This is a genomic window from Rhodobacter ferrooxidans, assembly GCF_000176015.1.
GTDB classification, from domain to species: domain Bacteria; phylum Pseudomonadota; class Alphaproteobacteria; order Rhodobacterales; family Rhodobacteraceae; genus Pseudorhodobacter_B; species Pseudorhodobacter_B ferrooxidans.
Map to the genome: position 1 here is coordinate 1 of NZ_ACYY01000002.1, position 21,950 is coordinate 21,950.

Sequence of the window (21,950 nt, forward strand, 5' to 3'; positions counted from 1 at the left end):
CAATGCCAGCCTGATGGTGGTGGCGTCGAAATCGCACCGCGATGCCGCGACCGACGCCTACATCGGCAAATACGCGGTCAAGGACATGCGCAGCGCCGGGTCCAGCCTGAAATTCTGTCTTGTGGCCACTGGCGAGGCCGATCTTTACCCGCGGCTGGGGCGCACGATGGAATGGGATACCGCCGCAGGTGACGCCGTGCTGCGCGGTGCCGGTGGCCATGTGGTGCGGTTTGACGACCATACCACTCTGGCCTACGGCAAACCCGGCTGGGACAATCCGTTCTTCATCGCCTATGCACCGGGGGTGGAGTTGCAGGCATGAGCGTGCTGATCGCCATTCCCGCCCGCTATGCCAGCACCCGCTATCCCGGCAAGCCTTTGGTTTCGCTCAAAGGCCCCGATGGCGCCAAGACCCTGATCCAGCGCAGTTGGGAGGCGGCGATGGCGGTGCGCGGGGTGGCGCGGGTGGTGGTGGCCACCGATGACGACCGCATCCGCACTGCCGCCGAAGGCTTTGGTGCCGAGGTGGTGATGACCTCCGCTGCCTGCCAGAACGGCACCGAACGCTGTGCCGAGGTGGCGGCGCTGCTGCCGGGGCATGACATCGTGGTGAACCTGCAAGGCGACGCGCCGCTGACCCCTGCGTGGTTCGTCGAAGACCTGATCGCGGGCTTGCGCGCCGATCCGGGGGCGGAAGTGGCGACGCCGGTGTTGCGCTGCGACGGGCGGGCGCTGAACGGGTTTCTGGCCGACAGGCGGGCTGGCAGGGTCGGCGGCACCACGGCGGTGTTCGGTGCGGGCGGGCGGGCGCTCTATTTCTCCAAGGAAGTTATCCCCTATACCGGCAAGACCTATGCCGATGCCGACCCGACGCCGGTGTTTCACCATGTCGGCGTCTATGCCTATCGTCCGGCGGCACTGGCGGCCTATCCGGCTTGGGCCACCGGGCCGCTGGAGACGCTGGAGGGGCTGGAGCAGTTGCGGTTTCTGGAAAACGGCCGCCCGGTGCTTTGCGTGACGGTGCAGGCCCGCGGGCGGCAGTTCTGGGAGTTGAACAACCCTGAAGACGTGCCGCGGATCGAGGCGATGATGGCCGAAATGGCCGCGGGCGGCTAGCCGATGGCGCTGCCCGAGGTCAGCCTGATCATCGTCAGCCGCCACCGCCCGCAAGCGCTGCTGCGCGCCATTGCCGGGGTGCGGCAGATGGATCATCCGCGGTTCGAGCTGATCGTGGTGGCTGATCCGGAAGCTTGCACGCAGGTGCAGGCGGCGGGGGTGGTGGCCAAGGTGGTGGCGTTCGACGAGGCCAATATCTCGGCGGCGCGGAACATTGGGCTGGCGCAGGCGGCGGGCGAAGTGGTGGCGTATCTCGATGACGATGCGGTGCCGGAACCCACTTGGCTGTCGCGTCTGGTAGCGCCGTTTGCCGATGATCGCGTTGTCGCGGCTACCGGATTCGTGCGCGGGCGCAATGGCTTATCGTTCCAATGGCGGGCGATGGAGGTCGATGCCTGCGGTCAGGATCATCCGCTGTCGGTTGATCCGGTGGCGGTCAGCCTGCATCACGGCGCACCAAGCCGGGCGGTCAAGACCTGCGGCACCAACTGCGCCTTTCGGGCGGCTGCGTTGCGGGCGATTGGCGGCTTTGATCCGGCGTTCAGGTTCTATCTGGACGAGGCCGATGTGAACCTGCGGCTTGCGGCGTTGGGCGGGCTGACCGCGGTGGTGCCGCTGGCCGAGGTGCACCACGGCTTTGCTGCCAGTGCCCGCCGCCGTACCGACCGGGTGCCGCTGTCGCTGTTCGAGATCGGCGCTTCCTCCATGCTGTTCTTGCGCCGCCATGCGCCGCTGGCCGACCATGCGCCGGCCTTGGCGCGGCTGTGGGCCGATCAGCGGGCAAGGGCGTTGCGGGCGATGGTGGCGGGGCGAATTGCACCGGGCGATGTGGGGCGGCTTATGCACAGCTTGCAGGCCGGGCTGGCGGCGGGCGAGACCCGGCCGCTGGGCGCGCAACTGCCGCTAAAGACCAGCGACTCGGGGCTGCTGCCGCTACCCGGCACCGGCCCGCGCCCGGGCCGGGTGATCACAGGGCGAAGCTGGCAACGCGGTCGGCTGGAGGCCGAAGCCCGCGCCGCCGCTGACCGGGGCGCGGTGGTGACGCTGATCCGCCTCAGCCCGACCGCGCTTTTCCATAGCCTGCGGTTCGATGCCGATGGCATCTGGCGGCAGACAGGCGGGTTGTTCGGGCGGTCTGACCGGCAGCAACCACTGGTCCGGCTATGGCGATTTCCGGATCGGGTGGCACAGGAAGCCCGGCATCTGGCGCGGGTTCGGCCAATTCCCGCGCACAACCAAGGGTAGAAAATCCGGCCTCGTTGCGCGGATTTTGTGCTGCGCGGGAAGGATACTGCGACCCGCTCGACCCATCGCCGCCAATTTGAGGGCAAATACTGGCGCGGAATGTGCTTTCAGGATATGGCTTTCCCACAATCGCGTTCAGCGAAGCAGGCAGAAGAGAAGACAGATGCGAGTCAAGAAGGTTACGAAAGCGGTATTCCCGGTCGCAGGGCAAGGCACCCGGTTCCTTCCGGCCACCAAGGCGATCCCGAAAGAGATCATGACCCTGGTCGATCGCCCGCTGATCCAATACGCCATCGACGAGGCCCGCGCCGCCGGGATCAAGGAATTCATCTTTGTCACCTCGCGCGGGAAATCGGCGCTGGAGGATTATTTCGACCATTCGCCCGAACTGGAAGCCACGCTGAAACGCGCCGGCAAGGACGAGTTGCTGGAGATCCTGAAAGCCACCAACATGGATTCCGGTGCCATCGCTTATGTGCGGCAGAACCGGCCGATGGGGCTTGGCCATGCGGTCTGGTGCGCGCGGCGGCTGATCGGCAACGAGCCTTTCGCCGTGCTGCTGCCCGATGACGTGATTGCCGCCGAAAAGCCCTGTCTGCAACAGATGGTCGAGGCTTATGCCGAAACCGGCGGCAACATGGTCGCCGCGATGGAAGTGGCCCCCGAGCGGACCTCGTCCTACGGCGTGCTGGACGTGGCCGAGGACATGGGGACCATGGTGCGCGCCAAGGGCATGGTGGAAAAGCCGAAAGCCGGCACTGCGCCATCGAACCTGGCGGTGATCGGGCGCTATATCCTGACGCCAAAGGTGCTGGACAACCTGAACCGCGCCAAGCAGGGCGTCGGCGGCGAGATCCAGTTGACCGACGCCATTGCCGCCGAGGTGGACGGGCCGGACAAGGTTTATGGCTTCCGCTTCCGCGGCCAGCGCTATGACTGCGGCTCCAAGGCCGGGTTCCTGCAGGCCACGGTGGCCTTCGGGCTGGCCCGCCCCGATCTGCGCGACGAATTCGGCAGCTATCTGCACGACATGATGGCGCAGCAGAAGGCGGCGCAATAGGCCGTGCTGCTGCCACCCGCGGCGCGTCTGCTTGATCTGACCCGGCTGGTCTCGCGGCTGGGGCGGGGGGCGCTGACCGGGGTGGACCGGGTGGAACTGGCCTATCTGCAAACGCTGCTGGCTGGGCCGGTGCCGCTGTTTGCGCTGGTGCGCACGGCGCTGGGGTTTGTGCTGCTGGACGCGGGCGGGGCGCGGGCGGTCTGTCTGCGGGCGCGCGGCGAGGTGCCTCTGGGTCCTGTCGATCTGCTGGGGCGGTTGACCTGGCGGCGCGAACCGCTGCGGGCGCGGGCCGAGGCCGATCTGCGGCGGCTGGCGCTGGCGCGGTGTGGGCGACTGACACTGGCGCGGATGTTGCGGCGGCACTTGCCTGCCGGTTTCAGCTATCTGAACGTGGGCCACGCCAATCTGACGCCGCGGGTGATGCGGGCAATTCATGCAGTGGCCGGCGCGCGGGCGGCGGTGCTGGTCCACGACACCATTCCGCTGGATCACCCAGAGTTTTCTCGCCCGGACATTCCGCCGGTCTTTGCGCGCAAGCTGGCGGTGGTGGCGGGTCATGCCGATCTGGTTATTCATTCCACCAAAGATGCCCGCCGCAAGACCGAGGCGCATCTGGCTGCCTTTGGCCGGGTGCCGCCGGGCGTGTTGGCGCCGCTGGGGGTGCCGACCCCGCAGCCGGATGCCAGCTTGCTGCCGCATGGGCTGAACCTTGCGCGGCCGTATTTCGTGACCATTGGCACCATCGAGCCGCGCAAGAACCATGCCTTGCTGCTGGATGTCTGGGAGATGTTGCACCAGCGGTTGCCAGCCGCAGAGGTGCCGCATTTGTTCATTCTGGGCAGTCGCGGTTGGGCCAACGACGCGGTGTTCGCCCGGCTGGATGCCGCCGTTGCCGCGGGTCAGGCGATCACCGAACTGCCCGGATTGCCCGACGGCGCAGTGGCAGCGTTGCTGGCGGGGGCGCAGGCGCTGCTGTTTCCCAGTCTGGCCGAGGGCTATGGCCTGCCGCCTTTGGAGGCTATGGCGCTGGGCGTGCAGGTGATTTGCCCGCCTTTGGCGGTTTTCCAAGAGACCATGGGCGATTACCCGGTTTACCTGAGTGCCAGAGACAGTTATTCTTGGATGGAAACAATCGAGAAGAATGTGACGGCAGGCGGGCGGGACGACACCCTGAAAAATCAGGAAAACGCGCGATGCGCCGGGCCGGATTGGCCCACGCATTTCAAGGCCGTGTTAACCATCGTCTGATATTGCGGCGACAAGGGGGCACTCGGCCCCGGGGAACGGAAAGCGCGTGAGCATCTTCTCCAGATATCGGCTGCGTCTGGCACGGAAACGCTGGCGGATCAGGGCCATCCGCAAGCGGCGCGAGCTGCGGCCGGTGGCCAGCCGGGTTGCCGCCATCCGGCCCGACGACATCCTGCTGTTTTCCACCCTGCGCAACGAGAAGGTGCGGCTGCCGTTTTTCCTGAAGTATTACCGCGATCTGGGCGTCAACCATTTCCTGATTGTGGACAATGGCTCGGACGACGGCTCGCGCGAGTATCTGGAGGCGCAGGAGGATGTGTCGCTTTGGACCACCGATCACAGCTATAAACGGTCGCGTTTCGGGGTGGACTGGCTGAACTGGTTGCAGATGCGCCATGCGCATGGGCATTGGACACTGGTGGTCGATCCGGATGAATTCTTCGTCTATCCATTCTGCGACACCCGGCCGTTGCGGGCGCTGACCGACTGGCTGGACGCCTCCTCGATCAAGTCGTTTTCGGCGATGCTGCTGGACATGTATCCGAAAGGGCCGATCGGGGCGCAGCCCTATCACGAGGGGCAAGACCCGTTCGAGATTGCCAACTGGTTCGACAGCGGCAACTACACCATCTCGCGCAATGGCCATTACGGCAATCTGTGGATTCAGGGCGGCCCGCGGGCGCGGCTGTTCTTTTCCGACGTGCCGGAACGGGCGCCGGCGCTGAACAAGATCCCGCTGGTGAAATGGCACCGCGATTATGCCTATGCCAGTTCGACCCACATGCTGCTGCCGCGCGGTCTGAACCTGGTTTATGACGAATGGGGTGGCGAAAAGGCCAGTGGCTGCCTGCTGCATGCCAAGTTTCTGGATACCTTTGCTGTCAAGGCCAACGAGGAAATGGCCCGCCAGCAGCACTATGCCAACAGCCACGAATACCGCGCCTACAAGGAAGCGTTGGACGATCAGCCCGACATGTGGTGCAAGTGGAGTGAGAAATACATCAATTGGCGGCAACTTGAGATTCTGGGGCTGATGTCGAAGGGCAACTGGGCGTGAGCGTCGGATTCATCATGCTGTGCCATACGGCGCTGGACCGCGCGGCCCAGGTGGCGCGGCATTGGGCGACCAATGGCTGCCCGGTGGTGATACATCTTGACCGCAAGGTGACGCGCAAGGCCTTCGTGCGGCTGCAACGCGATCTGGCGGATGTGCCTGACATCCGGTTTTCCGAACGCTTCGATTGCGAATGGGGCACCTGGGGGCTGGTGGCGGCGACGCAAGGGGCGGCAACGGTGCTGCTAAGCGATTTCCCCAATGTGCGGCATGTCTATCTGGCCTCGGGGTCCTGCCTGCCGCTGCGCCCGGTCAAGGAACTGGTGGCCTATCTGGACGAACGCCCGCGCACCGATTTCATCGAATCGGTGACCACCGAGGATGTCGGCTGGACCATCGGCGGGCTGAACATCGAGCGTTTCACCCTGCGGTTCCCGTTTTCCTGGCGCAAGCAGCGGCGGCTGTTCGACGGCTATGTGCGGCTGCAACGCCGCTTTCATTTCCGCCGCAAGATACCCGCCGCCTTGGTGCCGCATCTGGGCAGCCAGTGGTGGTGCCTGACCCGCCAGACCCTGAGTGCCATTCTGGAAGACCCGGAACGCGAGGCTTACGACCGCTATTTCAAGCGGGTTTGGATTCCCGACGAATCCTATTTCCAGACGCTGGTGCGGCAGTATTCGCAGCATGTCGAAAGCCGGTCGCTGACGCTGTCAAAGTTCGATTTCCAGGGCAAGCCGCACATCTTCTATGATGACCACCTGCAACTGCTGCGCCGGTCGGATTGCTTTGTTGCCCGCAAGATCTGGCCGCAGGCGGGCAAGCTTTACCGCACCTTCCTGTCGCCCGAAGCGGGCAGTCAGGTGCCAGCCGAACCGAACCCCGGCAAGATCGACCGGCTGTTTTCCAAGGCGGTGGAACGGCGCACCAAGGGCCGGGCCGGGCTTTACATGCAAAGCCGCTTTCCCAACCAGGATTGGGAAAATGGCGTGACCGCCGCGCCCTATTCGGTGTTCGAAGGCTTTTCCGAGCTGTTCGAGAATTTCGACAGTTGGCTGGCCAAGGTGGCGGGCACCCGGGTGCATGGCCACCTGTTCGCCGAAGACCGGGTGGAATTTGCCGGTGGCGAGGCTGTCTATAACGGTGCCTTGCCTGCCGGTGCGGCGCAGCGCGACTACAATCCGCGGTCCTTCCTCAGCAATCTGATCTGGAACACCCGGGGCGAGCGGCAATGCTTCCAGTTCGGCCCCGGCGACAGTCAGGCGCCAAGCTGGCTGATCGCCCGCGATGCCAATGCGCAGGTTTCGGTGGTTTCGGGGGCCTGGGCGGTGCCCCTGTTCCATTCCAACCGCAATTTTTCCGATATCCGGCGCGAGGCGGCGCGGCTGCAAAAGATCGAATCCGAGCATCTGGAGGTGTTGCGTTCCCCCTGGACCAAGGCGCGGGTGCGGATCTGGACGCTGGCCGATTTCGTGCAGAACCCGATGGAACCGTTGCAGACCATCGTCGATGAAATCAGCCCGCGGGCGCTGCGGCGGCTGACCGAGGCGCCGCTGATGATTGATCTGACCGGCTTTGGCCAGTTCTTGCAGAACCTGCGCAATCAGGGCATGCAGCCGGTGTTGATGGGCGATTTTCCGGCAGGGAACGACCAGATGCCCTCTGCCATCCGCCGCGGCCGCCCCTATCTGGTGAAGTGACATGGCCGGGCGGTTCACCAGTTTCGTGATGTTCGCAGAAATGCGCACCGGCTCGAATTTCCTCGAGGCCAATCTGAACGCGCTTCCCGGCGTGAAATGCCACGGCGAGGTGTTCAACCCGTATTTCATCGGCATCAAGGATCATACCGAGATGTTCGGCATCGACCTTGCCGCCCGTGCCGCCGACCCGCTGGCGCTGCTTGGGGCGTTGCGGGCGCAGACCGAAGGCCTGGGCGGTTTCCGGTTCTTTCACGACCACGATCCGCGGGTGCTGGACGCGGTTCTGCCCGATCCGGCCTGTGCCAAGATCATCCTGACCCGCAATCCGGTGGAAAGCTATGTGTCGTGGAAGATCGCGCAGGCCACCGGCCAGTGGAAGCTGACCAACGCCAGCAAGCTGAAATCCAGCAAGGTGCCGTTCGATGCAGCCGAGTTCGAGGCGCATCTGGCGGCGATGCAGGAATTTCAGATCCGGCTGATGCATGGCTTGCAGACCACCGGCCAGACCGCGTTCTACATCGACTACGAGGATATTCAGGATGTCGCCGTGCTGAACGGTCTGGCGGCGTTTCTGGGAGTCTCAACGCGGCTGGAGGCCCCGGATTCGACGCTGAAAAAGCAGAACCCCGAGGAGATTGGCGCCAAGGTGCTGAACCTTGCGGCGATGGAGGCGGCACTGGCCCGGCTGGATCGTTTCAACCTGGCCCGCACCCCGAATTTCGAGCCAAGGCGCGCGGCGGCGGTGCCGAGTTTCGTGACTGCCGCTGATGCCGGGCTGCTGTATATGCCGGTGCGCGGCGGGCCAGAGGCGCAGGTGGCCGACTGGTTGTCGCGTTGTGGCACGGGCGGGGTGATCCGCGATTTTGCGCAGAAATCGCTGCGCCAGTGGAAACGCGCCCATGTGCCGCATCGCAGCTTTACCGTGTTGCGGCATCCGGTGGCGCGGGCCCATGCGGCGTTCTGCGGCCAGATTCTCAGCAACGCCTTGCCGGAGTTGCGCATGGGTCTGGTGAAGACCTACAAGCTTGCACTGCCCGAACCGGGGCAAGCGCATGACCTTGCGACACATCGCGCGGCGTTTCTGGGGTTTCTGCGGTTCCTGAAGCTGAACCTTTCCGGTCAGACCGGGTTGCGGGTCGATGCGCATTGGGCGACGCAAACCGCGGTGCTGCAAGGCTTCGCGCAGTTCCAGGGCCCCGACATGGTGCTGCGCGAGGATCGGCTGGCCGAGGGGCTGGCGGTTCTGGCCAGCGAAGTGGGGATTGTGGCCCCCCCGCTGGCCGCGATGCCCGAGGATGCGCCGCACCCGCTGGCATCGGTCTATGATGCCGAGATCGAGGCGGCGGCGCATGACGCCTATCAGCGCGATTACATGGGCTACGGTTTCGGCCCCTGGCGGCGGTGACGGCTGGCCGCATATCGGCGCCCGTCCTATACTGCCGCCATGCAAGCCCTGTGCCGCGATTGCCTGACCCGGTTCGACAGCGCCACCCCAAAGGGCGGTCGCTGCCCCGCCTGCCATTCGCCGCGCATCCTTTCGCACCCCGAACTGGAAGGCCTGTCGATCGCCCATATGGATTGCGACGCCTTCTACGCCTCGGTCGAAAAGCGCGACAATCCGGCCCTGCGCGATCAGCCGGTGATCGTGGGGGGCGGCACCCGCGGGGTGGTTTCGACCTGCTGCTACATCGCCCGGATCAGCGGCGTGCGCTCCGCCATGCCGATGTTCCAGGCGCTGAAGCTGTGCCCCAAGGCGGTGGTGGTGAAGCCGCGGATGGCGGTCTATGCCGAGGTGTCGCGCGCCATCCGGGCGATGATGGAAGACCTGACCCCCGCCATCGAACCCCTCAGCCTTGACGAGGCGTTTCTGGACCTGACCGGCACCGCAAGGCTGCACGGCGCGCCACCGGCGGCGATGCTGGCCGGATTGGTGGCGCGGATGGAGGCCGAGTTGGGCATCACCGGCTCGGTCGGCCTTAGCCACAACAAGTTCCTGGCCAAGATTGCCTCGGACCTGGACAAGCCGCGCGGGTTTTCAGTGATCGGGCGGGCCGAGACCGAGGCGTTTCTGGCGCGGCAGCCGGTGCGGATCATCTGGGGCGTTGGCACCGCCACGCAAACCGCGCTGGAGCAGGCGGGGATTCGCGGCATCAGCGACCTTTTGCGCTGGGACCGCCGCGATCTTTCGGCCCGATTCGGCCAGATGGGCGACCGGCTGTGGCATCTGGCGCGCGGGCAGGACAATCGCCGGGTGCAACGCGACGAAGCGGTGAAGTCGATCTCGAAAGAGACCACCTTTGACACCGACACCACCGACCGCGACCTGCTGGACGGCCATCTGTGGCGGCTGGCCGAACAGGTGGCTGACCGCGCCAAGGCCAAGGACATGGCGGGCCGCACCGTGACGCTGAAGCTGAAACGCGGCGATTTCAGCGGGTTGACCCGGCGGCACGCGCTGGACAGCCCGACCCAGACCGCCGACCGCATCTATCGCGAGGCCCGCGCCCTGCTGGATGCCTGCCGCGAGCCGGGGCCATTCCGGCTGATCGGCGTCGGCATTTCCGATCTGGGGCCGGGGTCGGCGGCGGACAGCACCGGCGATCTGCTGGACCCGGATGCCGGCAAGCGGCAGGCGGCGGAACGGGCGACCGATGCGATTCGCGCGCGGTTTGGCCGCGATGCGATCATCAAGGGGCGCAGCCTGCGGTAAGGGCTATTCGGCCACCAGCGGCATCGCCTCGGGGCGGCCGATGCAGGCGATTTCGGCCACCACCCCGGCCATCAGGGCGCAGAACGCGGCAAAATCGGCGCGAGGGGTGATTCTGGCTTCGTCCATATAGAGCGCGCGGTCGATCTCGATCTGCACCACATGCTGGCGGCGCGAGGGGCGGCCATAGTGCTGGGCGATATAGGCCCCGGCAAAGGGGGCATTGCGGGCGACGGTCAGGCCGGTGCCGGCAAAGGCGGCTTCCACCCGGTCCATCACCTCGCGGTCGGCGGCGGCACCAAAGCGGTCGCCCAGCACCACGTCGGGGCGCGGATTGCCGGGGCGGATGTGGCTTTCAATCGCCTCGTGCGGCATCGAATGGCAGTCGATCAGCACCGCCTGACCATGCGCGGCATGGGCGGCCTCGATCAGCCCGTGCAGCGCGGTGTGATAGGGGTGCCAGTAGCGGGCGATGCGGGCCTGCGCCTCGGCCAGTGCCAGCCTTTGGCGGTAAATCTGTCGCCCGTTGGCCACCACGCGCGGAATCACCCCAAGGCCGGAACTGACACGCGGGTTGTGACTGGTGCGGGCAACGCCGTCGATCACCGCCGGGTCAAGCTCGTCGCAGGCGCGGTTCAGGTCGATGAAGGCGCGCGGCGCGCAGGCGGCCAGCAGTGGCGCGCCATGCAGCGGGGCTGCGGCAAAGATCTGATCGACAAAGGCATCTTCCGAGGACCGGATCGCCATCGCATCCAGCGGGCTTTGCGCCAGAAACGCCGCCCCGTAGTCTCGCCCGCTGTGCGGCGACGAGAAGATCACGGCGGTATCGCACCGCAACGGGGAAATCAGGGTATAACTGTCAGCCGACATGGACTCGCCTTTCCCGCTGACTGTGCGGTATTTTTTGACGTGCTGAAAGCCCTTGAACACCGGCGCGACTCTAATTATAGACCCAGCCATCGACGCGGTTCCGCCCGCGTCCTATTTTTTTGGGCAGGGCGGGGGGCGTTTTTCCAAGTGGGCGGTTAGCTCAGCGGTAGAGCACTACGTTGACATCGTAGTGGCCACTGGTTCGATCCCAGTACCGCCCACCATTCACCGCCCTTCCGGGGGCATTTTGGTTTCAAGGCGCACGCGCGCCGCGAAGAAGGAGACGACCGATGAAGGTCAAGAACTCGCTCCGCTCGCTGAAGTTGCGTCACCGCGACTGCCAGGTCGTGCGCCGCAAGGGTCGCGTCTATGTGATCAACAAGACGCAAAAGCGCTTCAAGGCCCGTCAGGGCTGAGCCGCTTCAGACATTCGGGATCGGGGCCGCCGCGGGAAACCACTGGCGGCCTTTTTCTTTTTCCATCCATAGGCGACGCCCATGCACAGCAATCCCGCATTCCGCCAGACCCCTGCGGCCGAAGCGATTGCCATTGTCCGCAGCCGCAGTTTCGGCACGTTGTGTCTGAACGGCGCCGAGGGGCCGCTGCTGTCGCATGTCCCGTTCGAGTTGGCAGCCGATGGCAGTCACGCCCTGCTGCATCTGGCACGCGGCAATCCAATCGCCCGGGCGGCCTTGCCGATGGCGGCCGTCCTGGCGGTCAGCGGCCCGGATGCCTATGTCTCGCCCGACTGGTATGGCGCGACCGATCAGGTGCCGACGCTGAACTATGTCGCGGTGCATCTGCGCGGCGTGTTGCAACCGATGCCCGAGGCTGATCTGGCGCCAATGCTGGACCGGCTTTCGGCGCTGTTCGAGGCGCGGTTGGCGCCGAAACAGCCCTGGACCGGCGCCAAGATGACCCCCGGGGTGATGGAGCGGATGATGCGGATGATTCTGCCGTTCCGGTTGCAGATCAGCCGGATCGACAGCACGGTGAAGCTGAACCAGAACAAGACCGCCGGGCAGCGGGCCGGGGCGGCGGCGGGGATCATCGGTTGCCCGGTTGGCATCGAGGCCGCAAGGTTGGCCGAAATGATGTGCGGCGTTGACGTTTACAGTTTGCCGTCCCAGCCCTAATGTCGCAGTTCCAGACCGGAGGTTGCCATGCCGTTGCCACTTGCCCCGCTCGTTCCGCTTGCCTTGCGCCTTGGCGCGGTGGCCACCGCCGGTTGGGCGTTGCGCCGGGCGGTGAAGGCCACGCGGTTTTCCGGCCGCACCGATCAGCGGGCCGAGGATGCGCTGGACGATCTGGGCGAGGGGCTGGCGTTGCACCGCCCGGCTGATCGCGGCGACGAGGGCGACAGCCAGACCAACGCCGGAGTCCGCCTGCGTCGCACGATTCGCTGGGGCAAACGCGGGGTCGAGATCGACGCCGGGGTACTGGCGCGCCTGCGCATCAAAAAGCTGTGATTGGAATGGGTTCGAATTTCATGGGATTGCGGCTCTATCATTCGCCCACCTCGCCCTTTGTGCGCAAGGTCATGGTGCTGCTGCACGAAACCGGGCAGCTTTCGCAGGTGTCGCTGATTGCGGCCGTCGGCACGCCGGTCGATGCCGGTTCCATGCCGCTGGCGCAGAACCCGTTGGGCAAGATACCGGCGCTGGAGCGTGACGATGGTCCGGCGCTGTATGACAGCCGGGTGATCTGCCGCTATCTGGACGGCCTTGCCGGGGCCGGTCTTTACCCCGAAGCGCCGCGGTTGTGGGACAGCCTGACGCTGGAGGCGACGGCGGATGGCATGCTGGAGGCGGCGGTGCTGATGGTCTATGAGACCAGATTGCGCCCCGAGGACAAGCAGTTCGCACCCTGGGTCGATGGCCAATGGGCCAAGATCGACCGGGCGCTTGATGCGCTGGAAAGCCGCTGGATTGACCATCTGGGCGGGGCGCTGGACATCGGCCAGATCGCCATCGGTTGCGCGCTGGGCTATCTGGATTTCCGCCATTCCGCCCGTGACTGGCGGGCGCGGCGACCGGACCTTGCCGCCTGGGAGGCGGGCTTTTCCGGCCGGGCGTCGATGTTGGCCACGCAGCCGCCCGCCGCATGATACGCGTCGATCCGCTCTGCACGGTGCGATTGAGTCGCAGTTGGCATCTTCGCAATATGTGCCAAAAATGGTATATGACAAAAATTGGGGAAAACAGACGCCCCTGTGCGGCTATGACCGCTGGACGACAGCGCTCCGGTTGGCTAAAAGCCGGGCAACAAGGCGACGGGAAACCGTGGCCCAAGACAGGCATTGGCCGCGCATCGTGGCCTCGGATAGGGAGAAGTGTTCGTGTCCCAAGCAGATGATTTTGCCGGTAGCCGCAGGGATTTCCTGTACTATGCCACTGGTGGTGCCGGGGTTGTGGTAACGGGTGCGGCGGTCTGGCCGATGATCAACCAGATGAACCCCTCGGCGGACGTCACCGCCCTGTCGTCGATCTTTGTCGATGTCAGCGCGGTCGAGGTTGGCACGCAACTGACCGTCAAATGGCGCGGCAAGCCGGTGTTCATCCGCCGCCGCAATCAGGAAGACATTGATCTGGGCCGCAGCATCCCGCTGACGGACCTGCGCGACACCAATGCCGAAAACGCCAACCTTGATCCCGGCGCCACCGCCGAGGATGCCAACCGCACGTTGGACGAAGCTGGCGAATGGCTGGTGATGATGGGGGTCTGCACCCACCTTGGCTGTGTGCCGCTGGGCGATTCGGGCGACTTTGGCGGCTGGTTCTGCCCCTGCCACGGCTCGCACTACGACAGTGCCGGCCGTATCCGCAAAGGCCCTGCGCCGCGCAACCTGGACATTCCGGTTGCGGCGTTCTTTGACGAAACCACGATCAAGCTCGGTTAAGGAAAGACATCATGGCCGGAATTCCGCACGACCATTACGAGCCCAGCACGCGCGCCGAGCAGTGGCTTGACGATCGTCTGCCCATCGTCGGGCTGGCTCATGCCACCATGACGATCCCGACGCCGAAGAACCTGAACTGGATGTGGATCTGGGGCATCATCCTGGCCTTCACGCTGGCGCTGCAGATCGTGACCGGCATCATCCTGGCGATGCACTATACGCCGCATGTGGCGATGGCCTTCGAATCGGTCGAACACATCATGCGCGATGTGAACGGCGGCTGGGCGATGCGCTATCTGCACGCCAATGGTGCCTCGCTGTTCTTCCTGGCGGTTTACTTGCATATTTTCCGCGGGCTTTACTACGGCAGCTACAAGTCGCCGCGGGAAGTGACCTGGATCATCGGCATGTTGATCTACCTGGCCATGATGGCGACGGCGTTCATGGGCTATGTGTTGCCCTGGGGCCAGATGTCGTTCTGGGGGGCCACGGTGATCACCGGCCTGTTCGGCGCCATTCCGGGCATTGGCGAGTCGCTGCAAACCTGGCTGCTGGGCGGCCCGGCGGTGGATAACGCCACGCTGAACCGCTTCTTCAGCCTGCACTATCTGCTGCCGTTCGTGATTGCGGCACTGGTTATCACTCACATCTGGGCTTTCCACACCACCGGCAATGGCAACCCGACCGGCGTCGAAGTGCGGCGCACCTCGAAGGCCGACGCCGAGAAAGACACCCTGCCGTTCTGGCCCTACTTCGTGATCAAGGACTTCTTCGCGCTGGCCGTGATCCTGGTGGTGTTCTTCGCCGTGGTCGGCTTCATGCCGAACTACCTGGGCCACCCGGACAACTACACCCCGGCCAACCCGTTGGTGACGCCGTCGCACATCGTGCCGGAATGGTATTTCCTGCCGTTCTACGCAATCCTGCGCGCCTTTACCGCCGACGTGCTGATCGTGCAGATCACCGACTTCCTGACCTTCGGCATCGTTGACGCCAAGTTCTTCGGCGTGCTGGCGATGTTCGGGTCGATCGCGGTGATGGCGCTGGCGCCCTGGCTGGATACCTCGCGGGTGCGTTCGGGCCGCTATCGCCCGATGTTCAAATGGTGGTTTGCGGTGCTGTGCGTCGATTTCGTGGTGCTGACCTGGGTGGGCTCGATGCCGACCACGGGCATCTATCCGACGATCTCGCTTTATGCGGCCTACTACTGGTTCGGCTACTTCCTGATTGTTCTGCCGGTGCTGGGGCTGATTGAAAAGCCGCTGCCGGAACCGGCGACGATCGAGGAAGACTTCAAGTCCCACTACGCCACCCCGGCTGAGTGACAGAAAGGAACTGACTGAGATGTTTCGTAAAATCGCAATCAGCGCCGTTTCTGCTCTGACGCTTGCGGCGGGGGCTGCCACGGCGGAAACCGCAGAAATCCACATTCATGATGTGGCGTTCGGCTTCGAAGGACCGTTCGGCAAGTTCGACCAGAACCAGCTGCAACGCGGGCTTCAGGTCTATACCGAGGTCTGCTCGGCCTGCCACGGCATGAAGTATGTGCCGATCCGGTCGCTCAGCGAGGCCGGTGGCCCCGGCCTGACCGATCAGCAGGTGCGCGACTACGCCGAGGCGTTCACGGTGTTGGACGAGGCCTCAAACCACCAGCTGTTCGATCAGGACAAGGGCGAGTATCGCCCGCTGAAGCCCTCGGACAACTTTCCGGTCAACAACACGATCGGGGCCCCGGACCTCAGCCTGATGGCCAAGGCGCGGGCAGGGTTCCATGGTCCCTATGGTTCTGGCCTCAACCAGTTGTTCAAAGGCATGGGCGGGCCCGAATACATCGCGGCCATCCTCAACGGCTATACGGAAACCCCGGCTTGTGCGCCGGCCGACTTTCCGAACTACTACAACAGCGCATTTGCGCCGGGCGGCTATCCGGACGAGTGCAAGATTTTCGAAGAGACGGTGACCGAAGTCACCAACCCCGACGGCACCGTGACCACCCGCACCGACAAGGTCGAGGTGGGTCGCATGGCACCCGGCAGCTGGATTCAGATGCCGCCGCCGCTGATGGACGATCAGGTGACCTTTGCCGATGGCAGCCCCGCAACCGTCGAGGCGATGTCGCATGATGCGGCCGCCTTCCTGATGTGGGCCGCCGAGCCGAAGCTGATGGCGCGCAAGCAGATGGGCTTTGTGGCCGTGCTGATGCTGACCATCCTCAGCGTGCTGCTGTATCTGACCAACAAGCAACTGTGGTCGCGCGTCAAGGTCAAGAAAACCCACGCCTGAGCCGGGCTTGAGCCACGTTGAAGACCCTGCCTTCGGGCGGGGTCTTTCGTTTTAATGGCATGAATAAAAAGGTCGCAGATTCGCCGCCGCGACCCGATTTCCACCGCGTTGCCAGCCGAAGCGTCGGGCGGTTCGCCAGGTCGGCCCGAATTGTCGGCAACCGCCGAAGGCCGGCCGTTCCGGTCGGGGACACCGGCGAAAACATGCGGGTTCAACCGAACTCAGGCCAGCATGGCCAGCAGGTCCATCGCCGTCACCTGATCGAACTGCACATGCCGCTGCATCATCGCCTCGGCACCTGCCGAATCGCGCGACAGGATCAACTCGGCAATCGCCCGATGCTCGCGGGCCGAGGTGGCAATCGCCCCGGCATAGGCATAGCGGGCCCGGTAGTAGGCCAGCAGCTTGCGGGCGTTGGTCTTGATCATCTCGGTCAGGAAGGGGTTTCCAGCGGCCATGGCCACGTTTTCGTGGAACTGCAGGTTCAACTGGTAATAGGCATCGGGGTCACTGTCGCCATGCCTGGCCACATGCGCCTCGCATGCCCGCACCGCCGCTTCCAGCGCCTCGGCGCCTGCGATAGAAAGCCGCCGCGCCGCCAGCCCGGCCGCCTGTCCTTCAAGCTTGGAATGCACTTCCAGAATCGCCAGAAACTCGGGCAGGGTCGGGCGGAACACCACAGCGCCCTTGCGCGGCAGCCGCTTGATCAGCCCCATCGCCTCCAGTTGCAGAAACGCCTCACGCACCGGCGTGCGCGAGATGCCGAATTCTTCGACCAGGCTGTGTTCCTCGATCACGTCACCGGGGTTCAGCCGACCAAGGTCGATCCAGGTCAGGATGGTGTGAAGCAAACTGTCGGGATGATTAAGCATGTTGCGATCTAGGCGCGGAAAGCGGGCGGTGTAAACCGTGAAATTTCAACGCAGTTTCCCCCGCGCCAGATGCCGCCCAGCCGCCAGTCGTCGGTCAGATGCACCATGTCGGCGGCGCGACCAGGCGCCAGATGGCCAAGGCGGCCTGCCGCACCGATCACCGCCGCCGGTTCCGAGGTTGCCATGGCCAGTGCCCGTTCAGGGGCGATCCCGACCCGGGTCACCAACACCGCCATCGCCTGCGGCAGCGTCAGATCGGCCCCCGCCAGCGTGCCGTCCTCCAGCGTCAGCCGCCGGTCACGCCGCAGGATGCGCCTGCCGCCGAGGGTGATCTCCGTCAGGTCGGTGGCCGCAACGGCCATGCAATCCGATACCAGAAACACCCCCGTTGGCCGCGCCGCCAGCGCCACCCGCATCACTGCCGGATCGACATGCAGGCCATCGGCAATCAACCCAATATGGCAAGACCCACTGAGCGCCGCGCCCACCAGTCCCGGCGCGCGGTTGCTCATCTGGCTCATCGCGTTGAACAGATGGGTGACGCAAGTTGCCCCCGCCGCCATCGCCGCCTGCGCCTGCGCAGAAGTGCAATCGCTGTGGCCCAGGCTGACCACCGCCCCCGCCGCTGCCAATGCCGCAATCTGCTCTGGCGTCACCGATTCCGGTGCCACGGTCAGCATCAGCGCCGGCAACGCCTTGGCTGCATCGCACAGCCGCGCCAGATCCTCTGCCTGCATGGGCCGGATCAGGGCCGGATCATGCGCACCCTTGCGCCGGGGATCCAGATGCGGCCCCTCCAGATGCAAGCCCAGAAACCCGGGAACCTCTGCCCTGGCCGCAGCAATCCCTGCGGCAATCACCGCAGCGGTGGCCTGTGGCGTATCGGTGATCAGCGTCGGCAGCACGCCAAGCGCGCCCAGCGACGCTTGCGCACCACAAATCGCCTGCAGCGCCGCCAGATCGGTGTGGCCATTGACCATCACCCCGCCACTGCCATTCACCTGCAAATCAAGCAAACCCGGCGCGAGTATCCCGCCTGCAAGCTGAACCACCTCGCCCGGCGGCAGCGCTGCGGCATCAACGATCCCGACGATCAGCCCGCCATCAAGCAGCACCGCCTTGCCCTCTTGCAGCCGTGTGCCGTCGAATACCCTGGCGCCAAGGAAGATGCGGGTGCTCATGTGGTTTCCGTCACTTTGCGCAGATGCGGCGGGGTGTCGGGGTCGAACCCACGCCGCCGCGCCAGGCTTTCGACAAAGCCATAGAACGCCACAACCAGCACCAGCGGCGCCACCAGCGGATGCAGACCGGCGACCGAGTGCAGGGTGGTCGCCCCCTTCGCCTGCCCACCAGTCAGGAATACATCGGCCCCCTGTGCCGCCAGTTTTTCAGCCGTGGCAATCAGTTGCGGCAAGGCGGCATCCGCGACCCCCAGCGCCAGCACCGGAAACCGCGCCTGCACGATGGCGGCGGGGCCATGCAGCACCTCGGCGGCGGAATAGGCTTCGGCATGCAGCCCGCAGGTCTCCTTGAACTTCAGCGCCGCCTCGTTGGCGATGGCAAAGGCCGGGCCGCGCCCCAGAACGAAGGCCTGTTGCGCCCGCGCCAGCCGCGCCGAAAGCGGCTCCCAATCAAGCTTCAGCGCCAATTCAAACGCCCGCGGCAGATCGGCCACCGCAGCACGCAAGCCGTCATCTTGCCGCCATTCCGCCAGCAGCGACAGCCCCGCCAGCACCGAGGTCACAAAGGTCTTCGTCGCCGCCACCGACCGCTCGGCCCCCGCCTGCAAGGCCAGGCAATGCGCCGATACTTCGGCCATGGGCGAGGCGGCGTCATTGGTGATCGCCACCGTCAGCGCGCCACCCGTTCCCGCCGCCCGCATCATCTCGACGATATCCGGGCTTTGGCCCGATTGCGAAATGCCGATACAGGCCGCATGGCCAAGCCGCAATTGCCGCCCGTAGATCGAGGCGATCGAGGGGCCGACCGAGGCGACCGGGATGCCCACCGCCAGCTCGATGGCATATTTCAGATAGGTCGCCGCATGGTCGGAAGACCCCCGCGCCACCGTCACCGCCAGCCAGGGGTCCAGCGCGCGCAGGGCGGCAGCGGCATCGTGAACCGCCGCGCCCGAGCGATCCAGAAACCGCGCCGCCGCTTGTGGAATCTCGGCCACCTCGGCAGCCATGAAGCTTTGGGTCATCGCAGGATCCTTTCGCCTTCCGGCGCCAGCGTCAGTTCCACCGCAAAATCATAGGCATCGCCGCGATAGAGCGACCGGGTGAACTCGATCACCCGACCCGAGGGCAGATAGGAAACCCGCTCGATCTTCAGCCCCGCCACCCCCGGCGCCACGCCCAGCAATCCGGCATCGCGCGGCCCCAGATTGGCCGCCGAAATCCGCTGCACCGCCCGCACCGGACGCAGGCCCTTTTCCTCCAGCACCTTGTAAAGCGAGCCTTCCACCTGGTCGGGATGCGGCAGCACCGTGCCCGACAATGCCGCCCGCTCAATGGCCAGCGGCACGCCATCGCTGCGGCGCACCCGCTCCAGCCGCGCCACCCGTTCGCCCGCACCAAGACCCAGCGCCATCACCTCCTCGGGGGCGGGGGCGTGCAAGCCACGGGCAATCCACACCGATTCCACCGATTTGCCGCGCCGGGCCATGTCTTCGGTAAAGGATGTCAGCAACGAAAGCGCCTGCTCCAGCCGCTCTACTTTGGGCGCGACATAGGTGCCCGACCCGCGCCGTTGCACCAACTGCCCGCTGGCCACCAGCGCCTGCACCGCCTTGCGAACCGTCACCCGCGACAGCCCGGTCATCTGCGCCATGTCGCGTTCCGGCGGCAGGCTGTCGCCGGGGGCAAGACGGCTCGAGGCGATGGCCTCGGCAATCCGCCGGTGCAGTTGCAGATACAGCGGCCCCGCCCCGGCGCCATCGAACCCGTCGGGGGAAAAGATCGCCTCCATCAGGCACCCCCCTGCCGGGCCAGCCACAGTGCGCCATTAAGTGCGCTGCCCAGCGGTTCGGCAATCTGGTAACGCCCGGCAAACCGCGGCGCATAGCTGGCCCCCAGCCCGCCCAGAAACACCAGCGGCACCGGCCTGTCGCCCTGCAACAACGCAATCGCGGCGCCAACATCGGCCTCGGCCTGCGTCATGATTTCCCGCGCCGCCACGTCATCCGACGCGGCAATCCGCAGCGCGAACCCGGCGAAATCGGCGGGGCGCGAGTCGCGGGCAAAGGTCACCACCCGGTCCGGCCCGCCCAGCTCGGCAATCACTGCCGTAAGCAACGGCGTCTGCGGCACGAGGCCATCAACCGACCGCAAGGCCCGCGAAAGCAGCGCCCGCCCCAGCCAGGCACCGCTGCCTTCGTCGCCCAGAATGAAACCCCAGCCGCCGATCTGCCGCACCACTCCCGCCCGCTGCACCGCAAACACCGACCCGGTGCCCAGCGAGGCCACCACGCCGTCGCCGCCCAGCAACGCCCCCTTCACCGCGATCACCGCATCGCTGATGATCCGGGCGGCGAAGGGCAGGGCGGCCTGCAACCGCGCCGAACTTGACGGGATATTGGCCCCGGCCAGCCCCATAACGGCAGTCAGCCGCGGCAGTTCGGCGGCGACGCCCTGCGCCCCGATCGCCTCGGTCAACGCCTGTGTGGTCGCGGCAAGGATATTGTCGCGCGCAGCATCGGCGTTCGATGCGATATTGGCCGAACCGGTCTGCGCCTGGCCCAGAATCCGGCCCGACGCATCGGCAATGGCTGCCCGACACTTGGTTCCGCCCCCGTCGATGCCCAGAAACAGTGCCATGCCGACTCTCCCTTTCCGCAAGATACCAAAACAATACCAAATGGGAAGGGATATCTTCCGCAGCCGTCTTTCTGCCCGCTACGGTGCTGCAACAACATGATGCTTTACAATTGGTATTATTTTGGCATTGTAAACGCGGGGGAGGAATCAGATGGCAGAGCGACCGACAGAGGCACGCCATCCAAGCGCCGAGGGGCTACATGCAGTTCCTGCTGCGGAAGTTTTTTCCCGCCTTCTGAACGCGCAGGCTGATGCAGTTGATGCGCTGCGCCCGGCATTGCCCGCGCTGGAAAAGGCCGCCGAGGCCGCCGCCCGCGCTTTGGCAGGTGGTGGGCGGATGGCCTATGCCGGGGCGGGAAGTTCCGGCCTGATGGCGCTGGCCGATTGTCTGGAGCTGGCGGGCACGTTTGGCATACCCCCTGACCGCACGCCGATGCTGTTTGCCGGGGGGGCCAGCGCCCTGCTGCACATGACGGGCGCTGTCGAGGACGACCCGGCCCTGGCCGAAACCGATCTGGCAAGGGCCGCCCTTGGGCCGGGCGATGTGGTGATCTGCCTTTCGGCCTCGGGCGGCACGCCTTACACGCTGGCGGTGGCGCGTGGGGCGAAGGCGCGCGGCGCGCAGGTGATCGGGATCGCCAATGTGGCGGGCTCGGCGCTGCTGGATATGGCCGATTTTCCGCTGTTGCTGGACACCGGGCCAGAGGTGGTGGCGGGCTCGACCCGGATGGCGGCGGCGACGGCGCAGAAGGTGGCGCTGAACCTGATGTCGGTGCTTGTCGGCATCCGGCTGGGCCATGTGCATGATGGTTACATGGTGAATGTGGTGGCCGACAATGCCAAGCTGCGCGACCGGGCCGCGCGGATTGTGGCGGCGATTTCCGGGCAGGATATCGCGGTGGCGCGCGATGCGCTGGAACAATCCGAGGGCGCGGTGAAACCCGCGATCCTGATCGCCCGCGGCACCGCACCAGAACATGCAAGAGCGGCACTTGATGCCAGCGGGGGCCATCTGGCCCCGGCGCTGGCCGCGACGACGAACTGACCAACCAGACCGGGCAAAAGCCCGTAACCAGGGAGA

23 protein-coding genes and 1 tRNA gene are annotated in these 21,950 nt (G+C 65.5%); 18 read left to right on the plus strand and 6 right to left on the minus strand.

Annotated elements, in window-relative coordinates; all coding sequences use genetic code 11:
- The 9 genes from RSW2DRAFT_RS01495 to RSW2DRAFT_RS01535 all read left to right on the plus strand — a co-directional run.
- A partial coding sequence (locus RSW2DRAFT_RS01495; RefSeq protein ID WP_008027346.1) for a 3'(2'),5'-bisphosphate nucleotidase CysQ family protein occupies positions 1–322 on the plus strand: 322 nt, incomplete at its 5' end.
- Entirely contained in the window at positions 319–1,116 is a 798-nt protein-coding gene (locus tag RSW2DRAFT_RS01500) for a 3-deoxy-manno-octulosonate cytidylyltransferase (RefSeq protein WP_008027347.1), read from the plus strand. The genes RSW2DRAFT_RS01495 and RSW2DRAFT_RS01500, both read left to right, overlap by 4 nt.
- A gap of 3 nt (positions 1,117–1,119) precedes the next feature.
- Entirely contained in the window at positions 1,120–2,361 is a 1,242-nt protein-coding gene (locus tag RSW2DRAFT_RS01505; RefSeq protein WP_008027348.1) for a glycosyltransferase family 2 protein, read from the plus strand.
- A gap of 163 nt (positions 2,362–2,524) precedes the next feature.
- A complete protein-coding gene (gene galU, locus RSW2DRAFT_RS01510; protein ID WP_008027349.1) occupies positions 2,525–3,421 on the plus strand; it encodes a UTP--glucose-1-phosphate uridylyltransferase GalU in 897 nt (298 codons plus the stop codon).
- A 3-nt stretch (positions 3,422–3,424) separates the two neighbouring features.
- Positions 3,425–4,669, plus strand: a complete 1,245-nt coding sequence (locus tag RSW2DRAFT_RS01515; RefSeq protein ID WP_008027350.1) for a glycosyltransferase — start codon at positions 3,425–3,427, stop codon at positions 4,667–4,669.
- Positions 4,670–4,715: 46 nt separating this feature from the next.
- Complete coding sequence (locus RSW2DRAFT_RS01520; protein WP_008027351.1) at positions 4,716–5,726, plus strand: glycosyltransferase family 2 protein; 1,011 nt, start codon at positions 4,716–4,718, stop codon at positions 5,724–5,726.
- Entirely contained in the window at positions 5,723–7,420 is a 1,698-nt protein-coding gene (locus RSW2DRAFT_RS01525) for a DUF5927 domain-containing protein (RefSeq protein ID WP_040671420.1), read from the plus strand. Before RSW2DRAFT_RS01520 ends, RSW2DRAFT_RS01525 begins: the two co-directional genes overlap by 4 nt.
- Before the next feature lies 1 nt (position 7,421).
- A complete protein-coding gene (locus RSW2DRAFT_RS01530; protein WP_008027353.1) occupies positions 7,422–8,825 on the plus strand; it encodes a hypothetical protein in 1,404 nt (467 codons plus the stop codon).
- Between the two features lie 39 nt (positions 8,826–8,864).
- The gene (locus tag RSW2DRAFT_RS01535) at positions 8,865–10,130 is read left to right on the plus strand and encodes a DNA polymerase IV (RefSeq protein ID WP_008027355.1); all 1,266 of its coding nucleotides are present in this window, start codon (positions 8,865–8,867) and stop codon (positions 10,128–10,130) included.
- A gap of 3 nt (positions 10,131–10,133) precedes the next feature.
- Here RSW2DRAFT_RS01535 and RSW2DRAFT_RS01540 read toward each other — a convergent pair whose 3' ends face one another.
- Positions 10,134–10,997 carry an N-formylglutamate amidohydrolase gene (locus RSW2DRAFT_RS01540; protein WP_040671437.1) on the minus strand — a complete coding sequence of 288 codons (864 nt, stop codon included), beginning with the start codon at positions 10,995–10,997 and terminating at the stop codon, positions 10,134–10,136.
- A gap of 149 nt (positions 10,998–11,146) precedes the next feature.
- Here RSW2DRAFT_RS01540 and RSW2DRAFT_RS01545 point away from each other — a divergent pair.
- From RSW2DRAFT_RS01545 to RSW2DRAFT_RS01580, 8 genes are all read left to right on the plus strand, one after another.
- A tRNA-Val gene (locus RSW2DRAFT_RS01545) sits at positions 11,147–11,221 on the plus strand.
- Positions 11,222–11,287: 66 nt separating this feature from the next.
- Positions 11,288–11,413, plus strand: coding sequence for a type B 50S ribosomal protein L36 (gene ykgO, locus RSW2DRAFT_RS01550; RefSeq protein WP_008027359.1), 126 nt, complete (start codon positions 11,288–11,290; stop codon positions 11,411–11,413).
- Between the two features lie 81 nt (positions 11,414–11,494).
- Positions 11,495–12,133, plus strand: coding sequence for an FMN-binding negative transcriptional regulator (locus RSW2DRAFT_RS01555; RefSeq protein ID WP_008027360.1), 639 nt, complete (start codon positions 11,495–11,497; stop codon positions 12,131–12,133).
- A gap of 27 nt (positions 12,134–12,160) precedes the next feature.
- Entirely contained in the window at positions 12,161–12,466 is a 306-nt protein-coding gene (locus RSW2DRAFT_RS01560) for a hypothetical protein (RefSeq protein WP_008027362.1), read from the plus strand.
- Between the two features lie 26 nt (positions 12,467–12,492).
- Positions 12,493–13,104, plus strand: coding sequence for a glutathione S-transferase (locus tag RSW2DRAFT_RS01565; RefSeq protein ID WP_083800634.1), 612 nt, complete (start codon positions 12,493–12,495; stop codon positions 13,102–13,104).
- Between the two features lie 231 nt (positions 13,105–13,335).
- Complete coding sequence (gene petA, locus RSW2DRAFT_RS01570) at positions 13,336–13,896, plus strand: ubiquinol-cytochrome c reductase iron-sulfur subunit (protein ID WP_040671438.1); 561 nt, start codon at positions 13,336–13,338, stop codon at positions 13,894–13,896.
- A gap of 11 nt (positions 13,897–13,907) precedes the next feature.
- Positions 13,908–15,221 carry a cytochrome b gene (gene petB / locus RSW2DRAFT_RS01575; protein ID WP_008027368.1) on the plus strand — a complete coding sequence of 438 codons (1,314 nt, stop codon included), beginning with the start codon at positions 13,908–13,910 and terminating at the stop codon, positions 15,219–15,221.
- A gap of 19 nt (positions 15,222–15,240) precedes the next feature.
- Entirely contained in the window at positions 15,241–16,179 is a 939-nt protein-coding gene (locus RSW2DRAFT_RS01580) for a cytochrome c1 (protein ID WP_008027369.1), read from the plus strand.
- 221 nt (positions 16,180–16,400) lie between these two features.
- On the opposite strand, the gene RSW2DRAFT_RS01585 is transcribed toward RSW2DRAFT_RS01580, so the two are convergent.
- From RSW2DRAFT_RS01585 to RSW2DRAFT_RS01605, 5 genes are read right to left on the minus strand one after another with little or no spacing between them, the layout of a single operon-like run.
- A complete protein-coding gene (locus RSW2DRAFT_RS01585) occupies positions 16,401–17,051 on the minus strand; it encodes a GntR family transcriptional regulator (protein WP_008027371.1) in 651 nt (216 codons plus the stop codon).
- Between the two features lie 8 nt (positions 17,052–17,059).
- Positions 17,060–18,232, minus strand: coding sequence for an N-acetylglucosamine-6-phosphate deacetylase (gene nagA, locus RSW2DRAFT_RS01590; RefSeq protein WP_008027373.1), 1,173 nt, complete (start codon positions 18,230–18,232; stop codon positions 17,060–17,062).
- Complete coding sequence (locus tag RSW2DRAFT_RS01595) at positions 18,229–19,254, minus strand: SIS domain-containing protein (RefSeq protein ID WP_008027374.1); 1,026 nt, start codon at positions 19,252–19,254, stop codon at positions 18,229–18,231. Before RSW2DRAFT_RS01595 ends, nagA begins: the two co-directional genes overlap by 4 nt.
- Positions 19,251–20,021: a GntR family transcriptional regulator gene (locus tag RSW2DRAFT_RS01600; RefSeq protein ID WP_008027376.1), complete on the minus strand. Its 771-nt coding sequence runs from the start codon at positions 20,019–20,021 to the stop codon at positions 19,251–19,253. Before RSW2DRAFT_RS01600 ends, RSW2DRAFT_RS01595 begins: the two co-directional genes overlap by 4 nt.
- The gene (locus RSW2DRAFT_RS01605) at positions 20,021–20,869 is read right to left on the minus strand and encodes a BadF/BadG/BcrA/BcrD ATPase family protein (protein ID WP_008027378.1); all 849 of its coding nucleotides are present in this window, start codon (positions 20,867–20,869) and stop codon (positions 20,021–20,023) included. The genes RSW2DRAFT_RS01600 and RSW2DRAFT_RS01605 overlap by 1 nt, the downstream gene beginning before the upstream one ends.
- A gap of 151 nt (positions 20,870–21,020) precedes the next feature.
- On the opposite strand from RSW2DRAFT_RS01605, the gene RSW2DRAFT_RS01610 reads away from it, so the two are divergent.
- Positions 21,021–21,914 (plus strand): N-acetylmuramic acid 6-phosphate etherase, encoded by an 894-nt coding sequence (locus RSW2DRAFT_RS01610; protein ID WP_008027380.1) that lies wholly within the window; start codon positions 21,021–21,023, stop codon positions 21,912–21,914.
- The last annotated feature ends 36 nt before the right edge of the window (positions 21,915–21,950 follow it).